We start from the raw sequence: 26,852 nt of genomic DNA on the forward strand, positions 1-26,852 counted from the left end.
TTATTTTTCCTAATTATTTTACGAATAAATTTTTCCAAAATATCAACCAAGCAACGGCCACTCCGCATACTGCCCTTCGGCCTGTTCAATAACTTCTTTTAGTAGCTTGTCCAATTCGGAGAAAGGGACTTTGCCCCGGAGTTCTTTTTTGACTGCCAGGCGAATAGCTGCTTTGGCATCTTCTTTCTTGGTCCAGTCCAATTGCAGGTTTTTCTTTACGGACGCTACCACGTTATGTACCAAATCCTGAACTGGGCCGGCCTCGTTCAAGATGGCACTATTGGCGGAAAGTAGATCGTAAAAAGCGAGTTCGTCTTCGGTAAGCCCTAGTTCCTTGGTTCGCTTATCATCTTCCTTCATGTCGTTCGCAATATCCAGCAAATGCTTTATTGCGGCGATGGAATCCAAACTATTCTTATGGTATTTGCCCAGTACTTTCTCTAGTTCTTCCTTGAGCTTACGTCCTTTTTTGATGTTCTTGCTCATACGCACTTTCAACTCATCGTTGATAATGCGGCGCAGGAGCTCTATTTTTATGTTTTCGGCGCCTTTGTCCTTTACAATAGCTTGGAAAGAGTCGTCTATAATTGAAATATCGATTTTATCAAGATTGTACATGGCCGCTAAGTCTACAATGGCCTGTGATTCCAAAGACCTGCTGATGAGGTCCTTTATACGGTCGTTTTTGGTGCGTTGTGCTCCTGGCGGATATTTTATTTTTCGTATCTGCTCCCTGAATTTTTGAAGGATGGCCACCTCTTCCTGTATTGCCCAAATCCGTTCATCTGAACTGGTCATGGCCATCAACTCGCTCAACTTTCGTTCTTCCTTGAGATAGCCTTCTGTCGTGGCATCGTCTTTTAACAACCTGTTTACGACATCTGTTGTCCACTTCATTTTCTCCGTGGCAGGCATCCCATTGATCGTATCCAATTCAAACCCTCCCACTAAGGATTTGACTATGCTTAATTGCTCTAAACACAATTCCACCGCTGCATCCAGATCTAAAGTGGGTTTACCCGCCCCGCCGCTACCGGTGTATTTTTTGGTGGCTTCTGCCAGAAAACCTGAGATACCGATAAAATCGACCACCAATCCATTGGGTTTACCTTCAAAAACCCGATTGACACGGGCAATGGCCTGCATTAAATTATGGCCTTTCATAATCTTGTCCACATACATGGTATGGGCACAGGGAGCATCAAAACCAGTGAGCCACATATCGCGTACAATGACCATTTTAAGTGGGTCTTCCGGGTTCTTGAATCTTGCCTTTACCGCTTCCATGGCATCTTTGGTCCGCATGTGGGGATTCCAGCTCACGGGGTCTTTGCCCGGGTTGCTGGTCATGATCACGGCAATTTCGGGACAACCTTCCAAGGCGGTCAAGGCATCGTACATTTTTACGCAGTTTCTGCGGCTCATACATACGATCATGGCCTTGCCGTCCAATGTTGCAGTGCGTGCGTTAAAGTGCTCTAAAATATCCTTTGCAACGGTCTTTACGCGATCCTCGGCACCTGCCGCATCTTCCACCGCAGCCCAAACCCCTACTGTGGTATCTTCGGCCTGTTCCTCTACCTCTTCCAATTCTTGGGTGTATTGCGCCTTTATGTTGAGCGGTACCATTTTGGGCTCGTAGTAAATGGGCACCGTGGCACCGTCTTCTACGGCTTGTTTAATATCGTAGGTGTGAATGGTGGGGCCAAAAACCTGTTCGGTATCCGCATCCTTACTATCTACCGGCGTACCGGTAAAACCAATAAATGAGGCATTGGGCAAGGCCCGGCGAATGTTCTGCGCAAAACCGCCACTTTCAAATCCGTACTGGGTGCGGTGCGCCTCGTCGGCCATGACTATAAGATTAAAGCGTTCACTCAAAATAGGGTGCTGTACTTCTTTTCCGTCCGCTAGTTCTTTTAACCTGAACTTCTCTATAGTGGTAAAAATAACACCACCGCCATCGGAACTCAATAAACGTCTGAGGTGGTCGGTACTTTTGGCATGCTGTACATCGCCTACCAAATCTTTGGCGAGTACAAAATTGTCATATAATTGTTCGTCCAGATCGCTACGGTCTACCTGTATTACAATGGTCGGGTTCTTCAGTTCCGGGCGTTGGCGTAAGATGCCCGTTAAGATGGCCATACCAATACTCTTACCGGAGCCTTGGGTATGCCAAATGACCCCCAAACGACCGTCGCCATGGGGTTTTATGTTTTTTAAACTACTTTCTAAGGCACGGCTTATGCCCCAATATTGGTGGTACTTGGCTCCCTTTTTTATGATTTTGCCATTATGGTCTTCGTGAAAAATGAAATGCTGTAGGTAATCCAATAGCGTTTCTTTAGGGAATAGGCCATGCAAAAGCACCTCTAATTGTAGCTCTGCTTTCTGCTCGGTATCGTCCCCATCCAGACTTTTCCATGGGGCGAACCATTCCAAGGCGGAGGAATACATGCCGTGTAATGCCTCCAAACCATCTGATGCCACACAAATGGCATTGTAATCGAACAGCTGTGGAATATCTAACACATAGTTATGTAGTTGCCTATGCGCATTCTCAACCCCAACAGTAGAATCAAAAGGGTTCTTAAACTCAAAGACAATGAGCGGCAACCCATTGATAAAAATAAGAAGGTCGGTACGGCGGCTGTTTTTGCCAACGATACTGACTTCGTCGGCTACGATAAAATTGTTGTTTTCGGGGTGGTCGTAATCTATGGGGTACAGGTGCTTTGCCTTTTCGTTGCCTTGGGCATCTTTCCAGGAGATGTCCAAACCTTGGGTGAGTTTACGGTGAAAATCGCGGTTACGGTATGCGACCTCCATACCCTCGTGTTGGGTGAATTGGGCAAAGGCCTCACTGCGTGCCGTTTCGGGTACCTCTGGGTAGGTAGTTTTAAGAAAGTTCTTGAGCTCCGTTTCCAATACTACCTTTTTAAGGTCGCGGTCCAAGGCATTGCCCGGTATATGGGTATAACCTAATTCTTTTAGCCAAGCAATGGCCGCATTTTGGGCGGTATGTTCGTTTAGGCTCATAGGGGTGCGGTTAGTTTTTCTTCAAATTCCTTTAGGCGTACTTCGCCTGAAATCAGTTTGGGGAGGAGGGTGTCGCGGAGTTTTGCTAAGGTTTTATTTTCTAATGTGTTCTCCTTAATTGTTTTAAACATCGGGTCTATTGATAACCCAAGTTCTTCAATCAATTGTTTTGGAGGAGAAATCACTTGTGTTGTGCTAAATGCAGAAGTAGTAATTGTATCGAAAACAGAACCATATGAAATACGTTGGAATCTATCTACGAGCTTGCAAATTAACAAATATATTATGCCTGGAGAGTAATTGTCTTTTGGATATAAACCAAAACAGGACTGGTTTATTGCCATAGGATGAGCAAGCATTCCCATTTTACCGACAGAACCTCTTGCGACAATTATAGTTGAATCTTCAGGAAGGATTTTAGCTGCACTTTTTTCAATACCCTTTGGAGTTATTGTTCTCTCAGTTTCAGTTGTATAAATACTACCATTATTTCCTAAATCCTTTGCTGAAACCCATTTTATATTACCATTCCAATATTCCTCAATTTTAGTTTTTGGTGTTCCACCTGTAAGTAAACCTACAATTTCTAGCAAACCTTTCACCTCCCACCCCTCAGGAATTTTGCCCAATTCAGAGTCGATAAACTTGCCGTCTTTGAAGGGTCCAAAATCTACAAACCAATGTTTGTACAATGCCATGGCCATTTCTTCGAGGGTTTTGTTCATGGCCAGGTTGTTCTCTATTTTGTCGTCTAGGGGTTTTAAAATAGAAGCTATTTTCTGTTGTTCATTAAATGGTGGCAGGGTAATTGAAAGCGAGTTGATAGCGGCAATGTTTAAACTTGCCCGAGTGGTCATTGTAGCATATTTAGAAACTTCATTTCGGAAATAATGGCTCCTAAGAAAATAAGCCATAAAAACAGGTTCTATTTTTATACTCGATTCATCTTTTTGTCTAAGGCGCTTACAAAAACCATTGAACGTTGAATTAGGATAGTCTTTTAAAGCCACTGAACTCATACCGAGTTCATGTAGCGTTTCACTTGTTCGTGTTAGAATAATATCTCCTTTTTTTATTCCACCTTTTTTTTGTTCTTTTTCATTTGTATTAGCCAAATCTCCAAGTTCTTCAGGGAGAAACCAATTATAAAATACATCTTTGAATGTTACGAAGGGATGGCCAAATCCGAACTGATCTCTACTTTTTGATAAGCCAGACGCTATATTGTAAAGTTCTTCAAACTTATATGTTTTCCAGTTTTTGGGCATGTTTTTCAATTAACAATGGGCAATTGACAATTAACAATTGTGGTTTGTAAAGATTTTTTCATGTTACACAATACAAATAAATAACTAACTAATTGATAATCAATATTATATGTTTTTTATTTTCGATTTTATTTTTTATTTATTTTTTTTATGCAAGAGATATTTTCTATTTCTTCGAGCCCCCGTGGTAGTCAATTTTTTCAATTCTACTAAGCTATAAAGACATTTCTGGACATCATCAATTTCCACATCTTGAATATGTTGATGTATTTCTTGTTTGGAACGTTCGCCATTATATTTTAAATATTCCATAATCAGATGTTTCAATTGCTCTTTATCAATCGTTTTTAGAGAAGGTGTGATATTTAGCTTAGATTGCGCGAACAAAGCAGGATTCAATAAGTACTCGGTTCCTTTTTTAATGCCTCTAGACATCAATATGTTTTTTTCGAGAAGACTTCCTATCCAACTACTCAGCCTATCTTCGGTATTCAATTGTAATTTCTGGGATAATTGAGTCGATAATATTTTCTTTTCAGACGCTATAATACCTAAAACTGTAAATTCTTTTTGAGACAATTTAAAATGCTGTGCTACATAATCTAAAATTTCCAAGGCCTCTTTATTCACCACCCCAGAGTAGATTGTAACCGTAGTTTTATTAAAATTACTCTCAATAATTGGCAAGGGCTTTATCTCCCTAGCTAGTTTTTCATAAATTAAATCGTAACCAGATCCTTCGCCTTCCATTAGCCCTAAATCTTGAAGGGTGAGAATTAAATGTGGGTTTCGCCTTTGTCGCTCATGTAGAATATTATTTGCCGTTATACCCAATGGGAGTCCTCCTGGGTTAGATATTACCATTCTATCCGGGTAAACTTCAATAAAAATATCACCTGAAAGCGTATATCTTTTATGTGCAATAGCGTTGATAAGCAATTCCCTAATAACCTCTGTGGGGTAATTTCGTAACTGCTTTCTAAAAAGGCCGCTTGATATTTCTGTAGAATAATTTAGTTCCACAGCTTCCTTTTCAATTTCCAACAATAATTTCTTCGGATTATGTAAATGAAAATGCCAATCCTTTTTTCTTATTTTCTCCTCTAAATCATTATAAACTATGTATTGAACGGTTATCGGATAGCTTAAACGGGCCCTTTGGGATGCTTTACCCAACCAAATTGTCCCTAGATTGGTAAGATACCCATCTTGATTTATCAATTGATAATGCTCCAATATTTCTTCAGTGGTCTTCTGTTTGATAAAATCAGATACCAATTTTGATTCTTGAATCTGTTCAACAAAATATGTTACTTCGTTAATATCGGCTTGATCTAGTGTGATTTTCCCAACGGAAACCAATTCCCATTGAAAGGCGTTCTTTTCAGCCGCTAAATTGGTCAGTTCCTCACCAGCAATTGGCACACTATTATCTGTTACCCTGACAAAGACCTTTCCATTCGATGTAGTAGCTATTGTCCTAGTTGTTGGAAAAATTGAAAATTTAAAATACTGTCCACCATTTTTATGGGTAACTATTTCTGGGTTAACAAAACCAACGGCATCGGTCAGATCTCTTAACCTAGCTACCGTTTTATTCATTACGTCTGTTGATATTTTTTGATTTTTGTCCGGGGCAGCTTCCTTGTCCTCAATTCCTATAACAAGCTCTCCTCCTTGGGCATTGGCAAAAGCCACGCAGGTCTCGGCAAGGCTCGAAAAGTCAGCAGTGTTCCCTGTGACCTTCTTTAAACTTTTATAGTCTATTTGGCTATCTTCAAATACTGCCATGACATGTGATTTTATAATTTTTGTTCATTCTTTTACAATGTTCATGTAACATGAACAAAAGATTTTAATGAACACTTTGCTTAAAATTTATCGAAATTCTCTACTATTTGTTTTTTCAATTTCTCTCCTTTTTCAAACTGCGCCAACAAAGTAGCCTTTAAGGTTTCCATCTTTTCTTCAAAAGGGATGCCATCATCTTCTTCGGCCTCCGTACCCACATAAATGCCAGGAGTAAGTTTATAATCCTGCTTTTGTACTTCTTCTACAGTGGCTGCCTTACAGAAGCCAAGCTCATCTTGGTAGGGATCCAATGAGCGCCCTTCAAGAGCCTCGGGAACCGTTCGGTACGCATGATAGGCGTCTGCAATTTTTTTAATATCGGCATCTTCAAAAACCCGTAGTTTACGGCTGGCCATTTTACCCATCTTTGCTGCATCTATAAACAATATTTCGTTCATGCGCTCACGGTGCTCGCCATCTTTACCGTCACGATTTCTGCTAAGAATAAACAAGCAGGCAGGTATGCCAGTGGTCAAAAAAAGCTTATCGGGCATACGAACGATACAATCAATCATGCCCTTATCTACCATATATTGCCGTACATTTTTTTCTCCTTTGGTGTTGGAGGTCATGGCGCCATTGGCCATTACAACGCCAGCCGTACCCCTGTCGTTCAGATGGTGCCAAAAAGTTTGCATCCACATATAATTGGCACTGCCATCTGTAGTGAATTCTTCCCGTGGGCCAAAAAGCCTGGTGTCGTTTTCCGGCAGATCCTCAGGGTGCCAATTGCTGACATTAAAAGGAGGGTTGGCGATTACGAAATCGGCCTTTAAATCAGGGAACTTATCATCTAACAGAGAATTCCCCAATTTGATATCAAAAGAAAGATTGCGCAGCAACAGGTTCATTAAACATAAACGCAGGGTTTGGGCCGTCATTTCTTGACCGTAAATAGAGATGTCGCTCTTATTGCCGCCGTGTTCCTTAATGAATTTCAATGACTGTACGAACATACCGCCGCTACCACAGGCAGGGTCAAAGATTCTTCCTTTATAAGGTTCCAATAGTTCCACTAAAAGACGTACAATGCTTCCTGGCGTAAAGAATTGCCCCGCACCAGAACCTTCTGCCATGGCAAAACGGCCAATATAATACTCGTAGATACGGCCTAGAATGTCGCTCTCGGGGTTTTCCTTTTCCGAGAATTTAGGATGGGAGAGCAGGTTGATGATACCACCGGTTTGTTTTGCCGAAAGTTCGCTCTTTACAAATATTCTTGGTAGAAGGTTGTTCAGCTGCGGATTGTAGGCGGTAAGTAAATCTTGGATGGTATCAAAAGCGTCATCTACCTTTACCTTGATATCGTCTTGCTCCGCGTTATCCTTTAAATACTGCCAAGAAGCGGTTTTCGGTATCATAAACGTATTACGCGAACGATATTCGTCCGGGTCGCTCAATACATAGTCTTTTTCCTCATGATTGGTAGTGTAATACTCGGAACTTGGTTCGTTCAAGGTGTTTTCAAGTTCCTCTTTTACAATATCAAATCGCTCACTGAGGTGTTTTAAAAAGACCAATGGTAAAATATAATTCTTATAGTTATTCTCGGAAACCGCACCACGAAGTTCGTTGGCGGCATCCCATAGTTCTTTTTCAAAATCAATATCTGCTTTGGCCATATATAGTGTATACTGGATTTTTAAGGGGGAGTAAATAATTATAATCAAAAATAAGAAACCATATCTAAAAACAGAGAAAAGAAAAACCTAACATCTATTCTTTGTAAAACCTTTATGCAAAAGGCCCTTTTTTTCTCGCCCAAAACCTTTTACAAAAAAAATAAATTATAGTTATATCTCCCTGATTGACTATTACTAAACATTTTTTCTGTTTTTAAAGTATAACAGAAGACAATGCGCAAAAAAGTATTACATCAACATAGCTAAAATCTATCACATAGGACCAATTAGAATAGAACCGAGAACTATCACAATTCCAAGAAAAGCCGTCATGCCCAACATCACATTATACTTTGTATTAAGCGATTTTTCCAGGCGGTCTAACTTATCAAGTACTTTTTCCATGTTACTTTCGGATATTTAATTTTATACTTTCTAAGATAGTGGGATTACACTGAAATTCAAAAATTCATATATAATGGTTATTTGATGCTATTGTTGATAGAAAATTTTTGAAAAGATTAAAGCTTGTGTTGTAAAAGAGTTTTTATAAGCCTTTCTACGAGAAGCATAAAGACTAAAGTAAAGTGGGGGTTTAAGCTTATAGAAAATACCTTAATGTGTTTTGTAAAAATTAATCAAATCTTGAATAGTAAGTTTACTATTCCGTCCATCCCAACCTTTCAAAATTTGTTTTTTTAATAGAGTATGTTCTTCGTTCGAATATAAAGAATGAATCAAAAGTACTTCGGAAAAAAACTTATTGGGGCTGGTGTATCTTCCGGATTCCATTTGTTCGGAGATATATTGTTTTTCCTTGTTGGTTAGTTTAATTTCCATACTTCACCTTCTTATTTTCAAACTTACCAAAATAAGGCTAGAAATAAGCTCATTTTTTAAAGCCCAAGAACTAACATTGTTTGGACATATAAAAAAAATGCCCCCCTTTCTGCCACCCTCAAATGAAAAAACCCCTAAAAACATAGTGTTTCTAAGGGTTTTCCGTGGTCCCACCTGGGCTCGAACCAGGGACCACCTGATTATGAGTCAGGTGCTCTAACCAACTGAGCTATAGGACCAAAAATTGGACTGCAATATTACTACTTATTTTTTGGTGGTGCAAGCTATTTTAACGGCTACTTTCGTATTTCTTGACATAATTCGATCAACACCCCATTGCTGCTCTTCGGATGCAGAAAAGCAACCAGCTTATTGTCAGCCCCTTTCTTGGGTTTTTCGTTAATCAAGACAAAGCCCTCTCCCCTTAACCTTTCCATCTCTTTTTCAATATCGTCTACCGCAAAGGCTATATGGTGAACGCCCTCGCCCTTCCTGCTCAAAAACCGGGCGATCGGACCCTCTGGGTCGGTGGCTTCCAACAGTTCTATCTTACTGTCGCCCGTCTTAAAAAACGAGGTGCGGACACCTTCGCTGGGCACTTCTTCGACCTTATAATGGTCTTGGCCCAAAAGCTTCCCAAAGCGTTCATTGGCCGCCTCCAAATCGTTTACGGCTATGCCGATGTGCTCAATTTTTTCCAAATGATCGATGATTTTTGTCCCTATCGGTGTTTATCCCCCTAATTTACGCTATTTCTCCGTATTTTTGCGGTATGGAAACACAACGACAGAAAAAGATTGCGGGGGTCATACAAGAAGATATCGTAGATATTCTACAAAGGGCCGCCATTGAAGGAGGGTTAAAAGGTACGTTGATTTCGGTTACGAAAGTTTCGGTGACCACCGACCTCTCCATTGCAAAAGTATATATCAGTATTTTTCCGAACAAAGAGGCCAAGGCACTTATGGAGGGCATAAAATCAAATCAGCCCCTCATCAAGCACGAATTGGCACAGCGCACCAAGCACCAATTGCGCAGGGTGCCCGAGTTATTGTTCTTTTTAGACGATTCACTCGATTATATCGAGAACATTGAAAAATCGCTTAAGGGCGAAGAGAACCCTATTGAGAACAGAGACCTTTTGGACAAGAGAAAAAAACTATAAGGTTGAATTTTCCGTTTTACATCGCCAAGCGCTATGTGCGTTCCAAAAGCAGTCAAAATGCGGTGAACGTCATAAACTTCATTACCTTTTTGGTAACGGTTATAGGCTCGGCAGCCCTATTTATCGTGCTTTCGGGATTTGCGGGACTCAAATCGTTCAGCCTTTCGTTCAGCAATACCTTTGACCCCGACCTAAAAGCCTTGCCCGCAACGGGCAAATTCTTTAGCGTTTCCCCCGAACAGGAAGCAGAACTTGCCCAGATCGAAGGCCTTGCCTTCTATTCTAAGGAACTGGACGAAAAGGTATACCTCAAACATCGCGAAAAGGGCCATATTGCCTTTATCAAGGGCATTGACACCAATTACACCCATGTTACGGGTATTGACAGCACGCTTTTGTACGGTACTTGGCGGATCAATAGCCAAGAAGCCGTGGCCGGTATCGGCATCACCAACATTCTCGGGCTTACCATCAACCAGTACCAAAACCCCTTGGTGGTACTTGCCCTTAAGCCGGGCAAGGGCTCCCTCACCCAAAAATCGCTAAAAACAAAGGCCTTGGTGCTCAGTGGGGTATACTCCGTTGAGGAAAACTTAGATAAAAAATACGTTTTTGCCGATCTGCCTTCGGTACAGCAACTGTTGGAAAAGAAAGCCAACCAGGTATCGGGCGTCAACTTTAAAGTGCAAAATGTAACGCAATTGGGCGCGGTAAAAAGCAAAATTGCCGCGGTTTTCGGAAACAAAGTGGTCTTAAAAGACCGACAAGAGCTCAATAGCACCTTGCACCGCATGCTCAATACCGAAAACTTGGCCACCTATCTCATCTTTACCCTGGTCTTGGGCATTGCCCTGTTCAATGTCGTCGGCGCCATTATTATGATGATCTTAGATAAGCTGCAAAACCTAAAAACCCTATACAGCCTGGGCACGACCCTCAAGGAGTTGCGTCGCATCTATTTTATGCAGGGCGTGTTGGTTACGGGCTTGGGCGGATTTATAGGTGTGGTCTTCGCTTCACTGCTGATCTGGTCGCAACTGGCTTTTGGATGGCTGAAAATAACGCCTTCCCTTGCCTATCCCGTAGAATACCAATGGATCAATGTTCTGATCGTGTTCGGTACCATATTCATTTTGGGGATCATCGCCTCTAAAATTGCGAGTAGCCGGATTACCAAAAAAATGATCGCGATTTAATCTTCCTTGGTTTAGGAAGTAAACTGGTAGTCGCCAAATTTCTCAAGCACCTCGTCAAAGGCCGAAAATACATCGACGGAATCGTCGCTGGTGACCATCTTCATACGGTATTCCTTAAAGTTGGGAATGCCTTTAAAGTAATTGGTATAATGCCTTCGGGTTTCAAAGACCCCTAATTTTTCGCCCTTCCAGTCGATGGCCATTTGCAAATGGCGGCGGGCGGCGTCTACACGTTCTTGCATGCTGGGGGGCGCCTTGTGGCTTCCGGTTTTGAAATAGTGCTTTACCTCATCGAAAAACCAGGGGTAACCAATGCTGGCACGGCCGATCATGGCACCATCAAGTCCATATTCGTCACGCATTCGCATTGCGGCCTCGGGCGAATCTACATCGCCGTTTCCAAACACGGGAATATGCATACGCTGGTTGTTCTTTACCTCGGCAATAGGCTTCCAGTCGGCCTCGCCCTTATACATCTGCACCCGGGTCCTACCATGAATGGCTATGGCCTTGCAGCCAACGTCTTGCAAACGCTCGGCCACCTCCACTATTTTAATGGAATCATGGTCCCATCCCAAGCGGGTCTTCACCGTAATGGGCAAATTGGTGCGCTCCACCATGGCCTTGGTGAGCGATACCATAAGGTCTATATCTTTTAAAATACCGGCACCGGCACCCTTGCTGACCACCTTTTTCACCGGACAGCCAAAATTGATATCGATGATATCCGGCTTCGATTGCTCTACAATATCTACCGATTGCAGCATAGAGTCTAGATTGGCCCCGAAAATCTGAATGCCAACGGGCCTTTCCTTTTCATAGATATCCAACTTCATTACACTTTTCGCGGCATCGCGAATCAATCCTTCCGAAGAAATAAACTCGGTATACACCACGTCGGCACCCTGCTCTTTACAGAGGGCACGAAAGGGTGGGTCGCTTACATCTTCCATAGGGGCAAGAAGCAACGGAAAATCAGGCAATTGAATGTCTCCTATTTTTGGCATGGCCGCAAATTTACAACTAATCTACAAGGCATTAAAATGCAGAACATAACTATCTTTACCCCGTTCTATGGATTTAACACTACCTTTTGAACCCATACTCTTCGGTATAAAATGGAATATGCACCTGATTCTCGAATATCTGGCGTTTTTCATTGCCTTTAGGTACTATGTATTTTCCCGTAAACGCAGCACCGACGCCATTTCTTCCAACAATAGGCTGACCATAATCATCGGGGCCATTTTTGGGGCCTTGCTACTTTCCAGGCTCGTGGCTTTTTTGGAAGAGCCCCTAGTTCATTACCAACAGGGGTGGATGGTACTCATGAACAACAAGACCATTATGGGCGGGCTGTTCGGAGGCCTATTGGGCGTGGAATTGGTCAAGAGGATCATAGGGGAAAAGCAATCGTCGGGAGACCTCTTTACCCTGCCTATTGTTCTTGGTATTATCATCGGTAGGATAGGATGCTTTTTAGCGGGGACCAAGGAATTTACCTATGGAAAGGAAACTTCCTTTTTTATGGGGATGGATTTGGGGGACGGACTCAGCAGGCATCCCATTGCCCTTTACGAAGTCCTTTTTCTAATCGTGCTCTTCGTTTTTTTAAAACGGGTAAAAACCAAGGCCCAAGCCTTGGAAAGCGGCATGCTCTTTAAAATTTTTATGATCCTTTACTTCTCTTTCCGCTTCTTTATCGAGTTCTTGAAACCCAATACATTTTTTGTTCTTGGGCTCAGCAGCATCCAAATATTATGCTTAATTTGTCTTTTGTACTACTACAAAACGATCCGTCAAGGAATTGCCTATGCCTACCAAAGATTACACCTACTATGATTTTACCCTAAGCCTTTGCCCCCAATGTTTACGGCGTGTAGATGCCAAGATCATTTTTGAGAACGACAAGGTCTATATGCTCAAAAACTGCAGGGAACACGGAAGGAGCAAAGTGCTTATTGCCGATGATATCGAATACTATAAAAACATCAGAAACTACAACAAGGCTTCTGAATACCCTAAGACCTTTAATACCAAAACGCATTATGGCTGCCCTTATGACTGTGGCCTATGCCCCGACCACGAGCAACACTCTTGCCTTACGGTAATTGAGCTCACCGATCGCTGTAACCTTACCTGCCCTACCTGTTACGCTTCGTCTTCCCCTTCCTATGGAAGGCATCGCTCCTTGGAGGAAATCAAAAAAATGCTCGACGTTATCGTCAAGAACGAGGGCGAGCCCGATGTGGTACAGCTTAGCGGAGGTGAACCTAGCATCCATCCCCAATTTTTCGAAATTCTGGATTACGCCAAGACCTTGCCCATTAGACACTTGATGGTAAATACGAATGGGATTAAAATTGCCAAGGATTTTGCCTTTGCGGAGCGACTGGCGAGCTATGCCCCCGATTTTGAAATTTACCTACAGTTCGATTCGTTGGACAATGCGGTACTACAAACGCTACGGGGCGCCGATCTGGCCGATATACGTTTAAAGGCCTTGGAACACCTGAACCGCCTCAACTTGTCGACTACGCTCGTCGTTACCTTACAAAAGGGATTGAACGACCATGAAATGGGCGATACCATAGATTTTGCCCTCAAACAAAAATGCGTACGCGGGGTTACTTTTCAGCCCACGCAAATTGCGGGCCGTCTAGAGAATTTTGAAGTAGATGACAACCGAATAACCCTTACCGAGGTACGGAGAAAGATTTTGGAACAATCGCCCATTTTTGAAAGCGATGACCTGATCCCCGTACCCTGCAACCCCGACGCCCTGGTCATGGCCTACGCCTTAAAATTGGGCGATGAGGTGAGTCCGCTTACCGGCTACATCAACCCTGACGATCTATTGAACGAGGGCAAGAACACCATTATCTACGAGCAAGACGAGGCGCTTCACGGAAAAATGATAGAGCTCTTCAGTACCGGTAATTCCGTTGAAAAAGCTTCGGATAACTTAAAGAGCATCATGTGCTGTTTGCCAGAGATCGATGCCCCGGAACTCGGTTACGACAACCTCTTCCGTATTATCATCATGCAGTTTATAGACGCCCATAACTTTGATGTACGTGCCATTAAAAAATCATGTGTACACATCGTGAACAAAGACTATAAAATCATTCCTTTTGAAACGATGAACTTGTTTTATAGGGATGACAAAGTAAAGTACTTAGAACAACTACAAAACGAAACGGTATGATTACGCTTGTATTTCTAATGATAGGGCCTCCTATAATTTTCTTGATTCTGGCCATTGTAGGTTTGGCAAGCAAAAAGAAAAAAATGGCCAAGACTTTCTTTATTCTAACCGGTGTTTACCTGCTCATAAGCTTTGGTACTTGCGGAATTATGCTGAGTAATTTTAGCTTGGATACGAAGTAAGGTCGCAGATTTAGATCCGGTTGCGTTCATCAACCCTCTTAGACTTCTTGTTATCGCGTATTTTAGAGTTTCCGAACCTGTAGCGTAGACCGGTAACCAATAATCTATTTTCCCCTCTTTGCAATGAGGTTCCGTTCTGGTCTTGGTAATTTCGTGTATTGAACTGGTTGCCTTGGTTAAAGATATCCTCCACCCCTAGGGATATGCTCAGCTTCTTATTGTAAAAGGTCTTACGGAACATGAGGTTCAATGCCCCGAAGGCATCGAATTTAGAGTTGCCCGAAAGCATAGGTGCCGTATAGACCAAATTAAGGTCGGCCGTAAGGGAACGATCGCTCAAGAGGGAAAAACTATTGCTCGTTCTTACAAACCAGCTAAACTGGTCCAGTTCTACCGGCTCATTGGTACTTAAATTGGAAAAACGGAAGGTTTCATTATAAAAACTGGCCAAGACATAGCAATTATAAAAATCGGTAAAATTTTTATTGAGCGATAAATCTATCCCGTAGGCCCATTCTTGGTCTAGGTTTGAAGAAATAAAGCGCAACAAGTTGTTATCATTGTTCTGAAAAATCAATTGTGCGAGTCCGTTTTTCTTCCTTTTATAGAACAATTCTACCGTATAGGACTTGTCATAAGTATATCCTGTGGCTATATAATATCTGGTGGAAGGCAATAGTTCTGGGTCGCCCTCAATAGTAGAAAAGGTGCTTTGAAAGGTTTGAAAGGGATTGATGCTATTGTATCTGGGCCTAGAAATCTTTCTAAAGTAATACAGATTGAGGTCGTGTTTCTCATTGGGACTAAATTGGATCGATCCGGAAGGGAACAACTGAAAATTTTTACGTTCGTTGAATTGAGGCTCCATATCCCATTCCCCTTCCGTCTGGGCGTATTCGGCACGTAGGCCCGTCTTTAACTTCCAACGGTCCCATTTGCCCGAATAGGAAACATAGGCCGCATAAATAGACTCGTCATAGTCGAAATTACTCGAGGCCGAAGGGTCAATACCCGGTTGGTCACGATCGAAGCCTTCTTGCAGAATACTGCTGTTAGAGGCTATTCCCGCATAGCGAAGGCCCGTTTCTATTTTTCCGTTATCCCCTAAAGGAGCCTCATAGTCTCCCTGAAAACTGTACAGGTTGATTTTTTGTGAGGCATCGGTAGTAAAATCGTTTTCCCCGGCCAATCCGCCTGTCGTATTGTAAAAAGCCGTATTGAGTAGTTGTGCGTCGGTCTCGTCATAAAAGGTATAGTGGGCATTGAAGGATAATTGCTCGCCATTTTCGCCCAAATCTTGAATGTAATCGATGTAATACGAGGTGTTCAGTTTTTCCCTTTCCGCATTGTTCAAGGTCTCGAAACTCGACCAACGGCTATCGCCGGTCAATTCGGTATCGGTATCGTATACTCGCGCAATCTCGGGTTCCCACAGGGTAATGCTCGTAAAACTCAACCGGCTCTTTTCGCTAATATCGTAGTCAAAAAAGAGGGAGAAATTGTGCTCTTTGTTTCGATTCAAATGTTCTTGCTCTGCCGTCCAGGTAGATAGGGAGCCATCATTTTGTGGAAAATTGGTGATATCGGTATAGTAGACCACCTTTCTGTCATGTCCAAAATTATAATTGAAGGATAATTGGGTTTTCTTCCCCTTAAAAAAATGGTCGGTGCCTATGGTATGCTTCGGCAATACGCCTTGTACGTATTTATTATAAACCGCACCGTTATAGCCTGCTATTATGTTCTTTTTCATCACAATATTGATAAGCACACTTTCTTCCGCACTGTATTTGGCCGGTGGATTGGTTATGACTTCAATATTCTCGACATTGGAAGCGGAAGTACCTGACAAGAGGTTTACGATATCGTCATGGGGAATGTTTATTTTTCGCCCGTTGATCAAGAGTCCTACCGAGTTACTGCCCTTAACGCTCAACTTATCGTTTACGATCATCACGCTAGGGGTTATTTTGAGTACATCCCAGACGTCTCCATCCGCATAGGCCGTGTTTTCCACATTAAAAACCAATCGGTCTATTTTTCTTTCCAACCTCGGTTTTTGTGAGGTGACCACCACCTCGTCCAATTTTTGATCGGTATCTTCCAACACCAATGGAGCCAACTCTTTGTCCGTATCGAGATCAAATGCCATTACATCGCTCTCGTTTCCGATATAACTGGCCTTGATCAGGTAACGGCCAGCCGTAATATTTTGTAGTTCATAGGCGCCCGCTTCATCGGTAGAAGTTCCTGTCACCAAGCTAGAATCGGTAGCACTCAACAAAAGTATGTTGGCAAAAGAAACCGCGTGATCTTCTTCGTCGTTTACAACACCCGTTATGCTTAGTTCCTGGGAATAAAGCACACCATTAAAAAAGAACATAAAAAATAAGGGACATAAAAAACGCTTCATAAAACTGTAGGATTCTTGCTCAAATCTAACAATTTTCGGTAAAATCCTACAATAATTGTAGCCTTAAAAATTACAAAGCTCTACGTAGCCTACATTAAATGTCAGCCGTAGTCCTTATTTCAGCCCCTAAATCCTTCTGACGTAAGCCTTGGCTTGTAAATGGACGAACATGAAATACAGCTCAAGCTGGGGCATTGCCCCCAAGAGCGTAAAGGATACCCTTGAAAATCCGCGGGTTCTGCCCTGATCACATCTACAATTAGGCTTGCTTTTTCGTTATTGTACAAAACAGTACGAAAATAACGTATCTTTGCCTACTTAATGAATAAGGAGTTGCTTACCGAAATGAGCTCAGCATCAATGAAGAATATTCGAAATTTTTGTATTATCGCCCATATCGACCACGGTAAAAGTACCTTGGCCGACCGTCTTTTAGATTTCACAGGATCTGTAACTGCCCGAGAAAAAAAGGAACAGTTACTAGACAATATGGATCTAGAGCGAGAACGTGGTATCACCATTAAGAGCCACGCCATACAAATGGAATATATTTATAAAGGTGAGCAATATGTGCTCAACTTGATCGACACCCCGGGCCACGTAGATTTCTCTTATGAGGTATCGCGTTCCATTGCCGCTTGCGAAGGAGCCCTTTTGGTCGTCGATGCAGCGCAAAGTATCCAGGCCCAAACCATATCGAACCTATACTTGGCCTTAGAGAACGATTTAGAGATCATTCCCGTTCTGAACAAGGTAGACTTGCCCAGTGCCAACCCTGAAGAAGTCACCGACGACATCGTAGACCTTTTGGGCTGTACGGCAGAGGAAGTAATTCCCGCCAGTGCGAAGACCGGTATCGGTATTGAGGAAATTCTTTCCGCCATTATTGAACGTGTACCCGCTCCGAAAGGAAATGCCGATGAAGCCCTACAAGCATTGGTCTTTGACTCGGTATATAATCCTTTCCGTGGGGTAGAGACTTATTTTAGGGTTATCAACGGAGAGATCAAAAAGGGACAAAAGATAAAATTCGTAGCTACCGACAAAAGCTATTTTGCCGACGAGGTAGGTACCTTGAAATTAACACAACATCCAAAACAGTCGATAAAAACCGGGGATGTGGGCTATTTGATTACAGGTATCAAAGATGCCCGTGAAGTAAAAGTGGGCGATACCATTACCGATTCGGCCAATCCGACCAAAAACCCCATTGCAGGTTTTGAAGATGTAAAGCCCATGGTTTTTGCGGGAATCTATCCTGTTGACACCGAAGATTTCGAAGAGCTTCGTTCTTCCATGGAAAAATTACAGCTGAACGATGCCTCGTTGGTATTCGCACCCGAAAGTAGTGCGGCACTAGGTTTTGGTTTTCGTTGCGGGTTCTTGGGCATGCTCCACATGGAGATCATTCAAGAGCGTTTAGAGCGCGAATTCGATATGACGGTAATAACTACCGTACCTAACGTTAGTTACCACGCCTATACCCGAAAGGATCCCGAAAAGCCATTGATCGTAAACAACCCTTCGGACCTTCCCGACCCTTCGACCATAGATCGCGTAGAAGAACCTTATATCAAGGCTACGATCATTACCAAAGCCGATTTTGTCGGTAACGTAATGTCGCTTTGTATCGAGAAAAGGGGAATCATCACCAATCAGACCTATCTGACCACAGAACGTGTTGAACTTACCTTCGATATGCCTTTGGCCGAAATCGTCTTTGATTTTTATGATCGATTAAAGACCGTTTCAAAAGGCTATGCTTCTTTTGACTATGCCCCGATCGGTATGAGGACCTCAAAATTGGTCCGTGTAGATATTCTATTGAACGCACAGCCTGTCGATGCCCTATCGGCACTTATCCATTTTGACAATGCCCAGAACATTGGTAAAAAAATGTGCGAGAAATTAAAGGAGTTGATTCCGAGACAGCAGTTCGATATTCCTATCCAAGCTGCGATCGGTGCTAAAATTATTTCTAGGGAAACCATAAAGGCCTTACGTAAAGATGTTACCGCCAAATGTTATGGTGGGGATATTTCACGTAAGAGAAAACTGCTTGAAAAACAGAAGAAAGGCAAAAAACGTATGCGCCAAGTGGGTAACGTTGAAATACCACAACAAGCTTTTATGGCCGTTTTAAAACTGAACGACTAAAAAAAAGTCCCTTACGTTCAACTCGTAAGGGACTTTTTCTTCTTATAAAGCCTCTGCCTTATTTTTTAGTGGCAACCATAGTTCCTCCTTTTTCCAATATACGTTTTCCTAAGAGTTCCCCTATGGTAAATACTTCATTGGATCGTACCGCTTCCTTATAGTCAACTTGGTAACCCTCATCGGATTTGGTCCAACTAAAGCTTGTCTCCGCATCAATTTCGCCATTCGTTGTCTTTTTAAACTCCCCGCTGTGGTCCGCTTTAAAAAGCCATATATCTTCACGGGTAGTCGTTTCGCCGCCCTGGGGAGTGGCGCTCACTTCATATACCCAAGTCCCTACGATTGCATCAGTGTCATCCTCATCTTTTGAACAACTGGTAAAGGCAACGGTACTGGCTAAAGCAAAGAATAAAACGATTTTTTTCATAGTAATATGCGTTAATATTAATAAAATTGAATTACCACAAAAACGCAAACAATTTTTAATTATTGTAAGAAAATAATACAAGTTTTTGTTTCCATAGATTCGACATAAATGGCTAAAAAAGATAATTTCTTCGTTGTCAAGTCTTTTCTTCATTCCGACAGCGGAAATTAATTTTTTTCTTACAAATACTTCTTGCACAGCACAATTTTTAAACCTGCATTCAGTTTTAGTACTGTTAAATTATTGCACATAGAAAATGACAACTTACATTGCACATTTTACGGCGGGACACCGCATTATTCCGACCGAACAGAACTCTATCTTTATTTGGCAACAAGAAAGTGGGGAAGTAGACATAACCCTACTCGTCAACAAAATAAAAAGGGAGTCGGCACTACACTTCTATAGCTTGGTCGCCGACAATTATGAAGGTGAAGTGCAACTCGACGATATCGACATTACCGTACACGAGACCTTGCCGTTTTCAGGTTAATACGGAATCATATGAAAGAATAAGGGGTTATTCTTCGTCTTGATGCTTGGTTTCGACCTCATCTTCGGTTTCGTCAACCTCTAAGATCTTTCCTAAATACACCAATCGGTATCCTCCGCTGATATCCTCAAAATCCGTACTGAACGAAGGTATGATTTTAAGGTCGCCATCAGGGGTTTTAAGAAAAATGGGCACCACATGATCGTCTGCCTTGGTAATTTCTATAAGGCCCTCATAGTGTTCCTTGTCCTTTATCTCAATCTCATGGATAATAGGGAACATGCGGGCCGTTTCGGTCAGTTTGATAAAATCGTCCGTATGTGAAAATAGCCCTTCTTTCGGATTGTTCTCCGGATCGTTCATTTCATCGGAGTCGATCAGCCTGAACGAACCGTTCTCTCCGAACTGACTGCCGAATTTTTCAACCGCATATTTGTTGATATCGGAGTTTCCGGTAAGGGCCATAAGATAGCCCACATCGTTCAGCTCGATATTATCGGTCAGGTTATCGGAATAGATATTGGCCGTAATGGCTTCTATGCCCAGCTTTTGGGCTTTCTCGATATTGGTTTGGTTGTTATCTACCAATACGACATGTCGATTGTTCTTATGCAGATAATCGGCGATCAGTCTTGATACTTTTGACGCACCGATAATTACAATGCCTTCCGATTTTTCCAAGAACACGCCCAGTAACTTCGCCATGAAGCGCGCCGTGGATGCGTTGAGCAGAACGGTACCCAAAACGATCATAAAGACCAATGGGGTAATGTAATCTGCCCCGGGCTCTCCTCTCAAAATCAATTTAGAGCCAAAAAGGGAAGCAATACCCGCAGCTACGATACCCCTAGGACCTACCCAACTGATAAATAGCTTTTCCCTAAAGTTGAGCTTGGATCCCGCAGTACTCAAAAATACGCCCAAGGGCCTTACGACAAACACCACTATGGCAAAAAGAATAAGGGTTTTATAGTTGTACAGTAGTTCAAGTTCGGGCAAATTCATACTTGCCGAGAGCAGTATGAAAAGCATGGAAATCAACAATATACTGATAGATTCCTTAAAATAGAGCAATTCCTTAATATTGGGCAGCTGGGTATTTCCCATGACCATCCCCATGACCACCACGGCCAACAAACCGGATTCGTGTGCAAACAACTCCGAAATAACGAAAACAGAAAGCACTACGGACAAAGACACCACATTCAACAAATAATGGGGAACATAGTTCCTTTTTATGGCCAAGGTCAAGGCGTGCGCAAAGGTGAAGCCAAAGGTAAAGCCCAACAACAGTACCTTTACAAATTCCAATAAGCCGGTTTGGGTATACCCTTGTCCCTCACCGATGCTAATGAACTCAAATACCAATACCGCCACAAGGGCTCCAATGGGATCTATAAGAATACCCTCCCACTTCAATATGGCCGAAAGATCTTTCTTTAAAGGAATATTTCTAAGAATAGGGGTAATTACCGTTGGCCCGGTAACAATGATAAGGGCCGAAAACAAAAATGATATTTGCCAACTTAGCTCAAAAATAAAATGGGCGGCAGTACCTGCCAAAAAGAAGGTCACTGCACTACCTACGGTAATCAGCTTGGTAATTACGGGGCCTACCCTGGTCACCTCAGAACGTTTCAGGGTGAGTCCTCCCTCGAACAAGATAACCCCAATGGCCAATGATACAAAGTGGTAAAGGCTTTCACCGAGGAAGAGTCCTTCCTTCTCGTTCCAGATAGGTCGGATCAACTTTGTCCCGTCTTCCGTAAACAACGTAGATATAGGCCCTACCAATAGCCCTATAAGAATAAGGGGCAAAATGGCCGGTAGTTTAAATCGCCATGCTACCCACTGTGCAATAATTCCAAGGATAATTATTCCCGCTAATTCTACCATAAAAAAATTTGAAGCAAGATAAGTTTTAATATAGAAAAAATCCATCTACAGCAAAAAAAACCTTGAACCCATCTTAAAAAAGGCTCCGTGTAAAACCCACAAAAGCCCCTGTAAGCAAAGCCCTACATATAACTTGCGATAGTAGGCTGGGAATTATCTTTTCGGCGCTCTTGCAGGATAATTTTTAATTGGTTATTTTTTCATCTTAATTTCCTGAACCCCATAAATTTAACCTATGGAAGAACTTAGTATCGTAAACCTGCTATTGGTATTGTTCGCCGCCTGGATTGGCGGAATAACGGCTAAACGTATGGGCTTCCCCTCCATTTTGGGCGAACTCCTTATCGGAATCGTACTTGGTCCTGCCATACTCGGGATTCTCAATACCTCCGAAGCCCTGAACATTCTGGCCGAAATAGGAATACTTTTTCTTATGGCCTATATCGGAATGGAAATTAATTTCAAGGATCTGGGCAAGGCCTCATGGGCCGGTCTACTGGCGGCCATTGGTGGGTTTGTAGTGCCTTTTGCCTTGGGCTATTATACCATTTTGGCCTTTGGTGGCACGGAAATAGCCGGCCTCTTCGTCGGTATCGCCGTAGGCGTTACTTCCTTGGCCACAAAAAGCAGGATCTTGGTAGACCTTAAGCTTTTAGATACCCGTATAGCCTATGTGTTAATGGCCGGCGCCCTGATTTCCGATACCTTGGCACTGATTATTTTTGCCGGAATTATCGGTTTTGTCGATGCCGGCAGTATCGATGCCCTTGGTCTGGGCTGGGTGGCGGCCAAGGCCATTCTGTTTTTCGCCTTCTCGGGCCTAACGGGTGTCTACCTATTCCCCCTGATAGGAAAATTACTTACCAAAATCAAACTCACGGGGCGTACGGCCCATTTCAGCATCATGGTCATCATCGTATTGGGTTTTGCCGAATTGGCCGAACTCGCAGGGCTTCACGGGATTTTAGGAGCCTTTATGGGCGGACTCTTTATACGCGACGGCGTCTTTTCAAGACCGGTGCTCAAAGAGGTTACCGGGGTCTTTCACGATATCTCCATCGGTTTCCTGGCCCCCATATTTTTCGTTACGGCCGGTTTTCATGTTACCTTGGAGGTCTTTCAAACCGACCTCGCCCTATTGGTATTGATCATCATAGGTGCCGTTGTGGGTAAAATTTTAGGAACGGCCCTATTTTACCTGCCAAGCGGCTATGGATGGCGCGAAGGACTTACTATCGGTACAGGAATGAACGGAAGGGGCGCCGTAGAGATCATTATTGCCGGTATCGGACTGCAGATGAACATCATTTCCCAAGAGATTTTTTCCATATTGGTGTTTATGGCTATTTCCACAACGCTTACCGTTCCCGTACTACTCACCTGGACCACCAATTGGCTCAGGAAACGGGGCGAACTGGTAAAACAAGATGCCCGAAGAGGCTACTTGGTACTAGGTGCCAACCCCTTAGGCCTGTACATTTCAAAACAACTCGCCCAACAGAGCGAGGTTACCCTTATAGACTCCAATAAAGACCATGTAAACGAAGCCCAAGCACAAGGACTAAAGGCCATATATGGAAACGCACTGAAGGAAGAGGCCTTCGAAACCGCCGACGCCCTTTCGAAACACACCTTTATTGCCCTGACGGGCAACAGTGAAATCAACCTCCTCTCGGCACAATTGGCCTATAATTCGTTTTATATCCCCAATCGCATCGTGCTGATGTCCCCGGTTGAAAACGGGGCCGGCCCCAATCTATTGAACCACATCGAGGCCTCTTCCCTATTTGCCAACAAAACCGATATGGCCGCTTGGTCGTACAAGATTTCGGCCGGTGATTTTGAGGAAAAGGAAGAAAAGGTCGACAAAGAGATGACCCCTAGGGACTGGGTAAAGAAAAACTCAAAAGACAAGGAGGTGCTACCCATATTGATTCTTGATGGGCACGGGGTTAAGCGACCATTTCACTACAACGACACCATAAAACCCGGAGAGCGTGTAATCTATATCCAATAATCCGCCTAAGCGGGTATAACGGGCTCGCCAAGCCTCAATGTGGGAAATCGAAAGGCCGTCCGCCATGGGTATCCCATAAAATATAATATTCGGTATTTTTTATGGGATTCCGTTACTTCGGTGTTTCTTTCGATATTTACACATTTGTTGTACTTCATAAACGCTTTTCTTAATTTGCACCCCTTCTGAACCACGATCGATGACACTATATCCCATAGAAACCGGAAACTTTAAGCTCGACGGCGGAGCCATGTTCGGCGTAGTGCCCAAAACTATTTGGCAACGTACCAATCCTGCCGATGCCAACAATCAAATTGACATTGCCGCGCGCAGCCTGCTCATAGAAGAAGGTAATAGGTTGATCCTGGTGGATACCGGTATGGGCCAAAAGCAATCGGAGAAATTCTTTAGCTATTACAACCGATGGGGCAATCATTCCGTTGACGCTTCACTACAGAAATTAGGTTTTCACCGCGATGACATCACCGATGTCTTTTTAACACATTTACATTTCGACCATTGTGGGGGCTGCATCCAATGGAATAAGGATAGAACGGGTTACGAGCCCGCTTTTAAAAATGCCACATTTTGGACAAACGAAGACCATTGGCTATGGGCAACAAAACCCAATGCCCGTGAAAAGGCCTCTTTTTTAAAGGAAAACCTACTGCCCATGCAAGAGAGCGGTCAGTTAAAGTTTATTGAAAGAACCTCCGACACCTATCAAATGCTTCCTGAACTTGGTTTTAAGGTACATTTTGTAGACGGCCATACCGATAAGCAGATGTTGCCCCATATATCTTATAAAGGAAAGGAATTGGTCTTTGTGGCCGATTTGCTTCCTACGGTCGGGCATATTCCCTTGCCTTATGTCATGGGCTACGACACACGGCCCCTTTTGACCTTGACCGAAAAGGAAGCTTTTTTGAACGATGCCATTGCCAACGACTACTATCTATTCTTTGAACATGATGCCCATAACGAGATCTGTACCCTAAAGGCTACCGAAAAAGGGGCACGGTTAAACGAAACGTTCCGTTTTGAGTCAATTTTTGGCTAATTCACCCCTCGTTTACCCAAGGCTTCAAGCATTTGCTACGGATTATAATCGTATACGAAAACGCATCCGTCCCTGATTCCACTAGCATAGACGAGCTCAATAAATTTGTAAACATGTCTTGGGGGCTCATATTGCCCGCGATAAATTTTATGGGGAGACCGGCAATATTGACCCCATAAAAAAACAATAACCCAGTAAAATTCTCTATAAAAAAATCATAAAAAGATTACGATTGGGTTAAAAAATTGTGCCAAATATTACCTTTGCTAGCAATTCTGTTAAAATAATAATTTGCTTTCCAATGGTAATCCACTTATTTTGATGTATTTGACCCCGAAAAATGGATAAAACAATTAAACACTAAACTTTATATAACTATATGACACCTTTCTTTTCAAGACCCTTATTAGGCTTATCCGCCGGTCTTTTGCTTATGGGCTGTGGTTCAACAGCCTTGGTATCTACCCCAATTGCGAACATTGATACCACTCCCTTAAAAATATCCGATTTAACCGATGCCCAGAAAAAAAACTGGGGCCATCTAGACCTTGTAGCGGATACCATTCCCGGTATGAGTGTTGACAAGGCCTACGCCGAAATCATAAAAAATAAAAAAGGCGAAACGGTCATCGTTGCCGTACTTGATTCTGGCATGGACTTAGACCATGAGGATTTAAAGGACGTTCTATGGACCAACAGAGGCGAAAAAGCCGGTGATGGTATAGACAACGATAAAAATGGATACATCGATGATATCCACGGATATAACTTTTTAGGCGAGTCGTACAACGAACAACTGGAAGCAACCCGTATCGTAAAATTGAAATTGGGCGATGCCTCATTGCAGGCCAAGGCCAAAGCTAAAGTAGACAGCGAATACGCCAAGGCCGGTCAACAAAAACAGCAGTACGAGCAAATCTACCAAGCGGTCAAAAACGCCGATGATGCCGTTAAAAAAGAATTGGGTAAGGAGACTTATACCAAAAAAGACCTTGCCGCTATCGAGCCCAAAGATGAGACCATGCAGCAGAATATTGGGATCTTGACACAAATGCTCACTTACGAAGACAGCATTCCTGAAGTTTTAGAGCAAATCGAAGGGGGCATCAAGTATTTTTCCGATCAATTGAACTACAACTACAACGTTGATTTCAATGGCCGTGAGGTAGTGGGAGACGATCCCTACGACATTACCGATTTGGGCTATGGAAACGGAAATCCTAAAAACAGGGTAGAAGACGAAAGCCATGGAACGCACGTAGCAGGTATTATCGCCGCCAAGCGCAACAATGGCAAAGGGGCCAACGGAGTGGCCAACAATGTGGCCATTATGAGTATTCGCGCGGTACCTAACGGTGATGAATACGACAAAGATATCGCCTTGGGCATCCGTTATGCGGTAGACAACGGCGCCAAGGTTATTAACGGTAGTTTCGGAAAAGGATTTAGCCCAAAGGCCGAATGGGTTTACGACGCCATTAAATACGCAGCCGACAACGATGTGCTTTTTGTTCATGCCGCCGGTAACGAAGGTGCCGACCTAGACGATCCCGCAAATCCCAACTTTCCGAACGACCAAGTGGACAACGGTCCTGAAATTGCCGATAACGTATTGACCGTAGGCGCATTGTCTTCAAAATACGGATCGGAAATGCTTGCTTCATTCTCAAATTACGGAGCTGTTAATGTTGACGTTTTTGCCCCTGGTGACGAAATCTATTCAACTATGCCCGACAATTCATATGATTTTCAAGGAGGAACCTCAATGGCGGCTCCCGCCGTTGCCGGTGTTGCGGCCTTAATTCGTTCTTACTATCCTAAATTGACCGCTTCCCAAGTAAAACACATTATCATGGAATCTGGTTTGGCTCCAAGGGTAAAGGTGATTTTGGGAGGTGATGCGGCCAAAACCGCAAGCTTGGACAAGGTTTCGACCTCCGGTAAAATCGTAAATGCCTACAACGCCTTGATTATGGCCGATAACGTGGCAAAAGGCAAAATTAAATTATAATTAG

General features: G+C 43.0%; 19 protein-coding genes and 1 tRNA gene. 10 read left to right on the forward strand and 10 right to left on the reverse strand.

Annotated elements, in window-relative coordinates:
• Window positions 1-42: 42 nt before the first annotated feature.
• The 6 genes from ZOBGAL_RS07840 to mce all read right to left on the reverse strand — a co-directional run bounded on the left by ZOBGAL_RS07840 (window position 43) and on the right by mce (window position 9,324).
• A complete protein-coding gene (locus ZOBGAL_RS07840) occupies window positions 43-3,042 on the reverse strand; it encodes a type I restriction endonuclease subunit R (RefSeq protein ID WP_013993017.1) in 3,000 nt (999 codons plus the stop codon).
• Window positions 3,039-4,310 (reverse strand): restriction endonuclease subunit S, encoded by a 1,272-nt coding sequence (locus ZOBGAL_RS07845; RefSeq protein ID WP_013993018.1) that lies wholly within the window; start codon window positions 4,308-4,310, stop codon window positions 3,039-3,041. The genes ZOBGAL_RS07840 and ZOBGAL_RS07845 overlap by 4 nt, the downstream gene beginning before the upstream one ends.
• A gap of 135 nt (window positions 4,311-4,445) precedes the next feature.
• Complete coding sequence (locus ZOBGAL_RS07850; protein ID WP_013993019.1) at window positions 4,446-6,101, reverse strand: ATP-binding protein; 1,656 nt, start codon at window positions 6,099-6,101, stop codon at window positions 4,446-4,448.
• An 80-nt stretch (window positions 6,102-6,181) separates the two neighbouring features.
• Complete coding sequence (locus ZOBGAL_RS07855) at window positions 6,182-7,783, reverse strand: type I restriction-modification system subunit M (RefSeq protein ID WP_013993020.1); 1,602 nt, start codon at window positions 7,781-7,783, stop codon at window positions 6,182-6,184.
• 1,005 nt (window positions 7,784-8,788) lie between these two features.
• A tRNA-Ile gene (locus tag ZOBGAL_RS07865) sits at window positions 8,789-8,862 on the reverse strand.
• A 57-nt stretch (window positions 8,863-8,919) separates the two neighbouring features.
• The gene (mce, locus tag ZOBGAL_RS07870; RefSeq protein WP_013993024.1) at window positions 8,920-9,324 is read right to left on the reverse strand and encodes a methylmalonyl-CoA epimerase; all 405 of its coding nucleotides are present in this window, start codon (window positions 9,322-9,324) and stop codon (window positions 8,920-8,922) included.
• Window positions 9,325-9,395: 71 nt separating this feature from the next.
• Between mce and rbfA the strand changes: the two genes are divergently transcribed.
• The gene (rbfA, locus tag ZOBGAL_RS07875) at window positions 9,396-9,788 is read left to right on the forward strand and encodes a 30S ribosome-binding factor RbfA (RefSeq protein ID WP_013993025.1); all 393 of its coding nucleotides are present in this window, start codon (window positions 9,396-9,398) and stop codon (window positions 9,786-9,788) included.
• 2 nt (window positions 9,789-9,790) lie between these two features.
• Window positions 9,791-10,984 (forward strand): ABC transporter permease, encoded by a 1,194-nt coding sequence (locus ZOBGAL_RS07880; protein WP_013993026.1) that lies wholly within the window; start codon window positions 9,791-9,793, stop codon window positions 10,982-10,984.
• Between the two features lie 11 nt (window positions 10,985-10,995).
• Here the strand turns inward: ZOBGAL_RS07880 and dusB are convergent, their stop codons facing one another.
• Complete coding sequence (gene dusB / locus ZOBGAL_RS07885) at window positions 10,996-11,991, reverse strand: tRNA dihydrouridine synthase DusB (protein WP_013993027.1); 996 nt, start codon at window positions 11,989-11,991, stop codon at window positions 10,996-10,998.
• Window positions 11,992-12,058: 67 nt separating this feature from the next.
• Here dusB and ZOBGAL_RS07890 point away from each other — a divergent pair, with 67 nt between their 5' ends.
• From ZOBGAL_RS07890 to ZOBGAL_RS07900, 3 genes are read left to right on the forward strand one after another with little or no spacing between them, the layout of a single operon-like run.
• On the forward strand, window positions 12,059-12,826 hold the full coding sequence (locus tag ZOBGAL_RS07890; protein ID WP_013993028.1) for a prolipoprotein diacylglyceryl transferase: 768 nt from the start codon (window positions 12,059-12,061) through the stop codon (window positions 12,824-12,826).
• A complete protein-coding gene (locus tag ZOBGAL_RS07895) occupies window positions 12,798-14,192 on the forward strand; it encodes a radical SAM protein (protein WP_013993029.1) in 1,395 nt (464 codons plus the stop codon). Before ZOBGAL_RS07890 ends, ZOBGAL_RS07895 begins: the two co-directional genes overlap by 29 nt.
• Window positions 14,189-14,374 (forward strand): hypothetical protein, encoded by a 186-nt coding sequence (locus ZOBGAL_RS07900; RefSeq protein WP_046287403.1) that lies wholly within the window; start codon window positions 14,189-14,191, stop codon window positions 14,372-14,374. The genes ZOBGAL_RS07895 and ZOBGAL_RS07900 overlap by 4 nt, the downstream gene beginning before the upstream one ends.
• A gap of 10 nt (window positions 14,375-14,384) precedes the next feature.
• Here ZOBGAL_RS07900 and ZOBGAL_RS07905 read toward each other — a convergent pair whose 3' ends face one another.
• Window positions 14,385-16,787, reverse strand: a complete 2,403-nt coding sequence (locus ZOBGAL_RS07905; protein ID WP_013993031.1) for an outer membrane beta-barrel family protein — start codon at window positions 16,785-16,787, stop codon at window positions 14,385-14,387.
• Window positions 16,788-17,147: 360 nt separating this feature from the next.
• Between ZOBGAL_RS07905 and lepA the strand changes: the two genes are divergently transcribed.
• Window positions 17,148-18,944 (forward strand): translation elongation factor 4, encoded by a 1,797-nt coding sequence (gene lepA, locus ZOBGAL_RS07910; protein WP_046287816.1) that lies wholly within the window; start codon window positions 17,148-17,150, stop codon window positions 18,942-18,944.
• A gap of 58 nt (window positions 18,945-19,002) precedes the next feature.
• Here the strand turns inward: lepA and ZOBGAL_RS07915 are convergent, their stop codons facing one another.
• Window positions 19,003-19,371 (reverse strand): hypothetical protein, encoded by a 369-nt coding sequence (locus tag ZOBGAL_RS07915; protein ID WP_123772324.1) that lies wholly within the window; start codon window positions 19,369-19,371, stop codon window positions 19,003-19,005.
• A 256-nt stretch (window positions 19,372-19,627) separates the two neighbouring features.
• On the opposite strand from ZOBGAL_RS07915, the gene ZOBGAL_RS07920 reads away from it, so the two are divergent.
• Window positions 19,628-19,864, forward strand: a complete 237-nt coding sequence (locus ZOBGAL_RS07920; RefSeq protein WP_013993035.1) for a hypothetical protein — start codon at window positions 19,628-19,630, stop codon at window positions 19,862-19,864.
• Window positions 19,865-19,891: 27 nt separating this feature from the next.
• Here the strand turns inward: ZOBGAL_RS07920 and ZOBGAL_RS07925 are convergent, their stop codons facing one another.
• On the reverse strand, window positions 19,892-21,760 hold the full coding sequence (locus ZOBGAL_RS07925) for a cation:proton antiporter (protein ID WP_013993036.1): 1,869 nt from the start codon (window positions 21,758-21,760) through the stop codon (window positions 19,892-19,894).
• A 235-nt stretch (window positions 21,761-21,995) separates the two neighbouring features.
• On the opposite strand from ZOBGAL_RS07925, the gene ZOBGAL_RS07930 reads away from it, so the two are divergent.
• From ZOBGAL_RS07930 to ZOBGAL_RS07945, 3 genes are all read left to right on the forward strand, one after another.
• Window positions 21,996-23,777 (forward strand): cation:proton antiporter, encoded by a 1,782-nt coding sequence (locus tag ZOBGAL_RS07930; protein ID WP_013993037.1) that lies wholly within the window; start codon window positions 21,996-21,998, stop codon window positions 23,775-23,777.
• 199 nt (window positions 23,778-23,976) lie between these two features.
• On the forward strand, window positions 23,977-24,837 hold the full coding sequence (locus ZOBGAL_RS07935) for an MBL fold metallo-hydrolase (RefSeq protein ID WP_013993039.1): 861 nt from the start codon (window positions 23,977-23,979) through the stop codon (window positions 24,835-24,837).
• Between the two features lie 379 nt (window positions 24,838-25,216).
• Window positions 25,217-26,848 (forward strand): S8 family peptidase, encoded by a 1,632-nt coding sequence (locus ZOBGAL_RS07945; protein ID WP_013993040.1) that lies wholly within the window; start codon window positions 25,217-25,219, stop codon window positions 26,846-26,848.
• The last annotated feature ends 4 nt before the right edge of the window (window positions 26,849-26,852 follow it).

Origin of the sequence: Zobellia galactanivorans (genome assembly GCF_000973105.1) — a bacterium.
GTDB classification, from domain to species: domain Bacteria; phylum Bacteroidota; class Bacteroidia; order Flavobacteriales; family Flavobacteriaceae; genus Zobellia; species Zobellia galactanivorans.

What these genes read in the sequence shown, in the direction of transcription:
- ZOBGAL_RS07840 (WP_013993017.1), bottom strand. Translation starts at nt 3,042, where the DNA reads ATGAGCCTAAACGAACATACCGCCCAAAATGCGGCCATTGCTTGGCTA.
- ZOBGAL_RS07845 (WP_013993018.1), bottom strand. Translation starts at nt 4,310, where the DNA reads ATGCCCAAAAACTGGAAAACATATAAGTTTGAAGAACTTTACAATATA.
- ZOBGAL_RS07850 (WP_013993019.1), bottom strand. Translation starts at nt 6,101, where the DNA reads ATGGCAGTATTTGAAGATAGCCAAATAGACTATAAAAGTTTAAAGAAG.
- ZOBGAL_RS07855 (WP_013993020.1), bottom strand. Translation starts at nt 7,783, where the DNA reads ATGGCCAAAGCAGATATTGATTTTGAAAAAGAACTATGGGATGCCGCC.
- rbfA (WP_013993025.1), top strand. Translation starts at nt 9,396, where the DNA reads ATGGAAACACAACGACAGAAAAAGATTGCGGGGGTCATACAAGAAGAT.
- dusB (WP_013993027.1), bottom strand. Translation starts at nt 11,991, where the DNA reads ATGCCAAAAATAGGAGACATTCAATTGCCTGATTTTCCGTTGCTTCTT.
- ZOBGAL_RS07890 (WP_013993028.1), top strand. Translation starts at nt 12,059, where the DNA reads ATGGATTTAACACTACCTTTTGAACCCATACTCTTCGGTATAAAATGG.
- ZOBGAL_RS07895 (WP_013993029.1), top strand. Translation starts at nt 12,798, where the DNA reads ATGCCTACCAAAGATTACACCTACTATGATTTTACCCTAAGCCTTTGC.
- ZOBGAL_RS07900 (WP_046287403.1), top strand. Translation starts at nt 14,189, where the DNA reads ATGATTACGCTTGTATTTCTAATGATAGGGCCTCCTATAATTTTCTTG.
- ZOBGAL_RS07905 (WP_013993031.1), bottom strand. Translation starts at nt 16,787, where the DNA reads ATGAAGCGTTTTTTATGTCCCTTATTTTTTATGTTCTTTTTTAATGGT.
- lepA (WP_046287816.1), top strand. Translation starts at nt 17,148, where the DNA reads ATGAAGAATATTCGAAATTTTTGTATTATCGCCCATATCGACCACGGT.
- ZOBGAL_RS07915 (WP_123772324.1), bottom strand. Translation starts at nt 19,371, where the DNA reads ATGAAAAAAATCGTTTTATTCTTTGCTTTAGCCAGTACCGTTGCCTTT.
- ZOBGAL_RS07920 (WP_013993035.1), top strand. Translation starts at nt 19,628, where the DNA reads ATGACAACTTACATTGCACATTTTACGGCGGGACACCGCATTATTCCG.
- ZOBGAL_RS07925 (WP_013993036.1), bottom strand. Translation starts at nt 21,760, where the DNA reads ATGGTAGAATTAGCGGGAATAATTATCCTTGGAATTATTGCACAGTGG.
- ZOBGAL_RS07930 (WP_013993037.1), top strand. Translation starts at nt 21,996, where the DNA reads ATGGAAGAACTTAGTATCGTAAACCTGCTATTGGTATTGTTCGCCGCC.
- ZOBGAL_RS07935 (WP_013993039.1), top strand. Translation starts at nt 23,977, where the DNA reads ATGACACTATATCCCATAGAAACCGGAAACTTTAAGCTCGACGGCGGA.
- ZOBGAL_RS07945 (WP_013993040.1), top strand. Translation starts at nt 25,217, where the DNA reads ATGACACCTTTCTTTTCAAGACCCTTATTAGGCTTATCCGCCGGTCTT.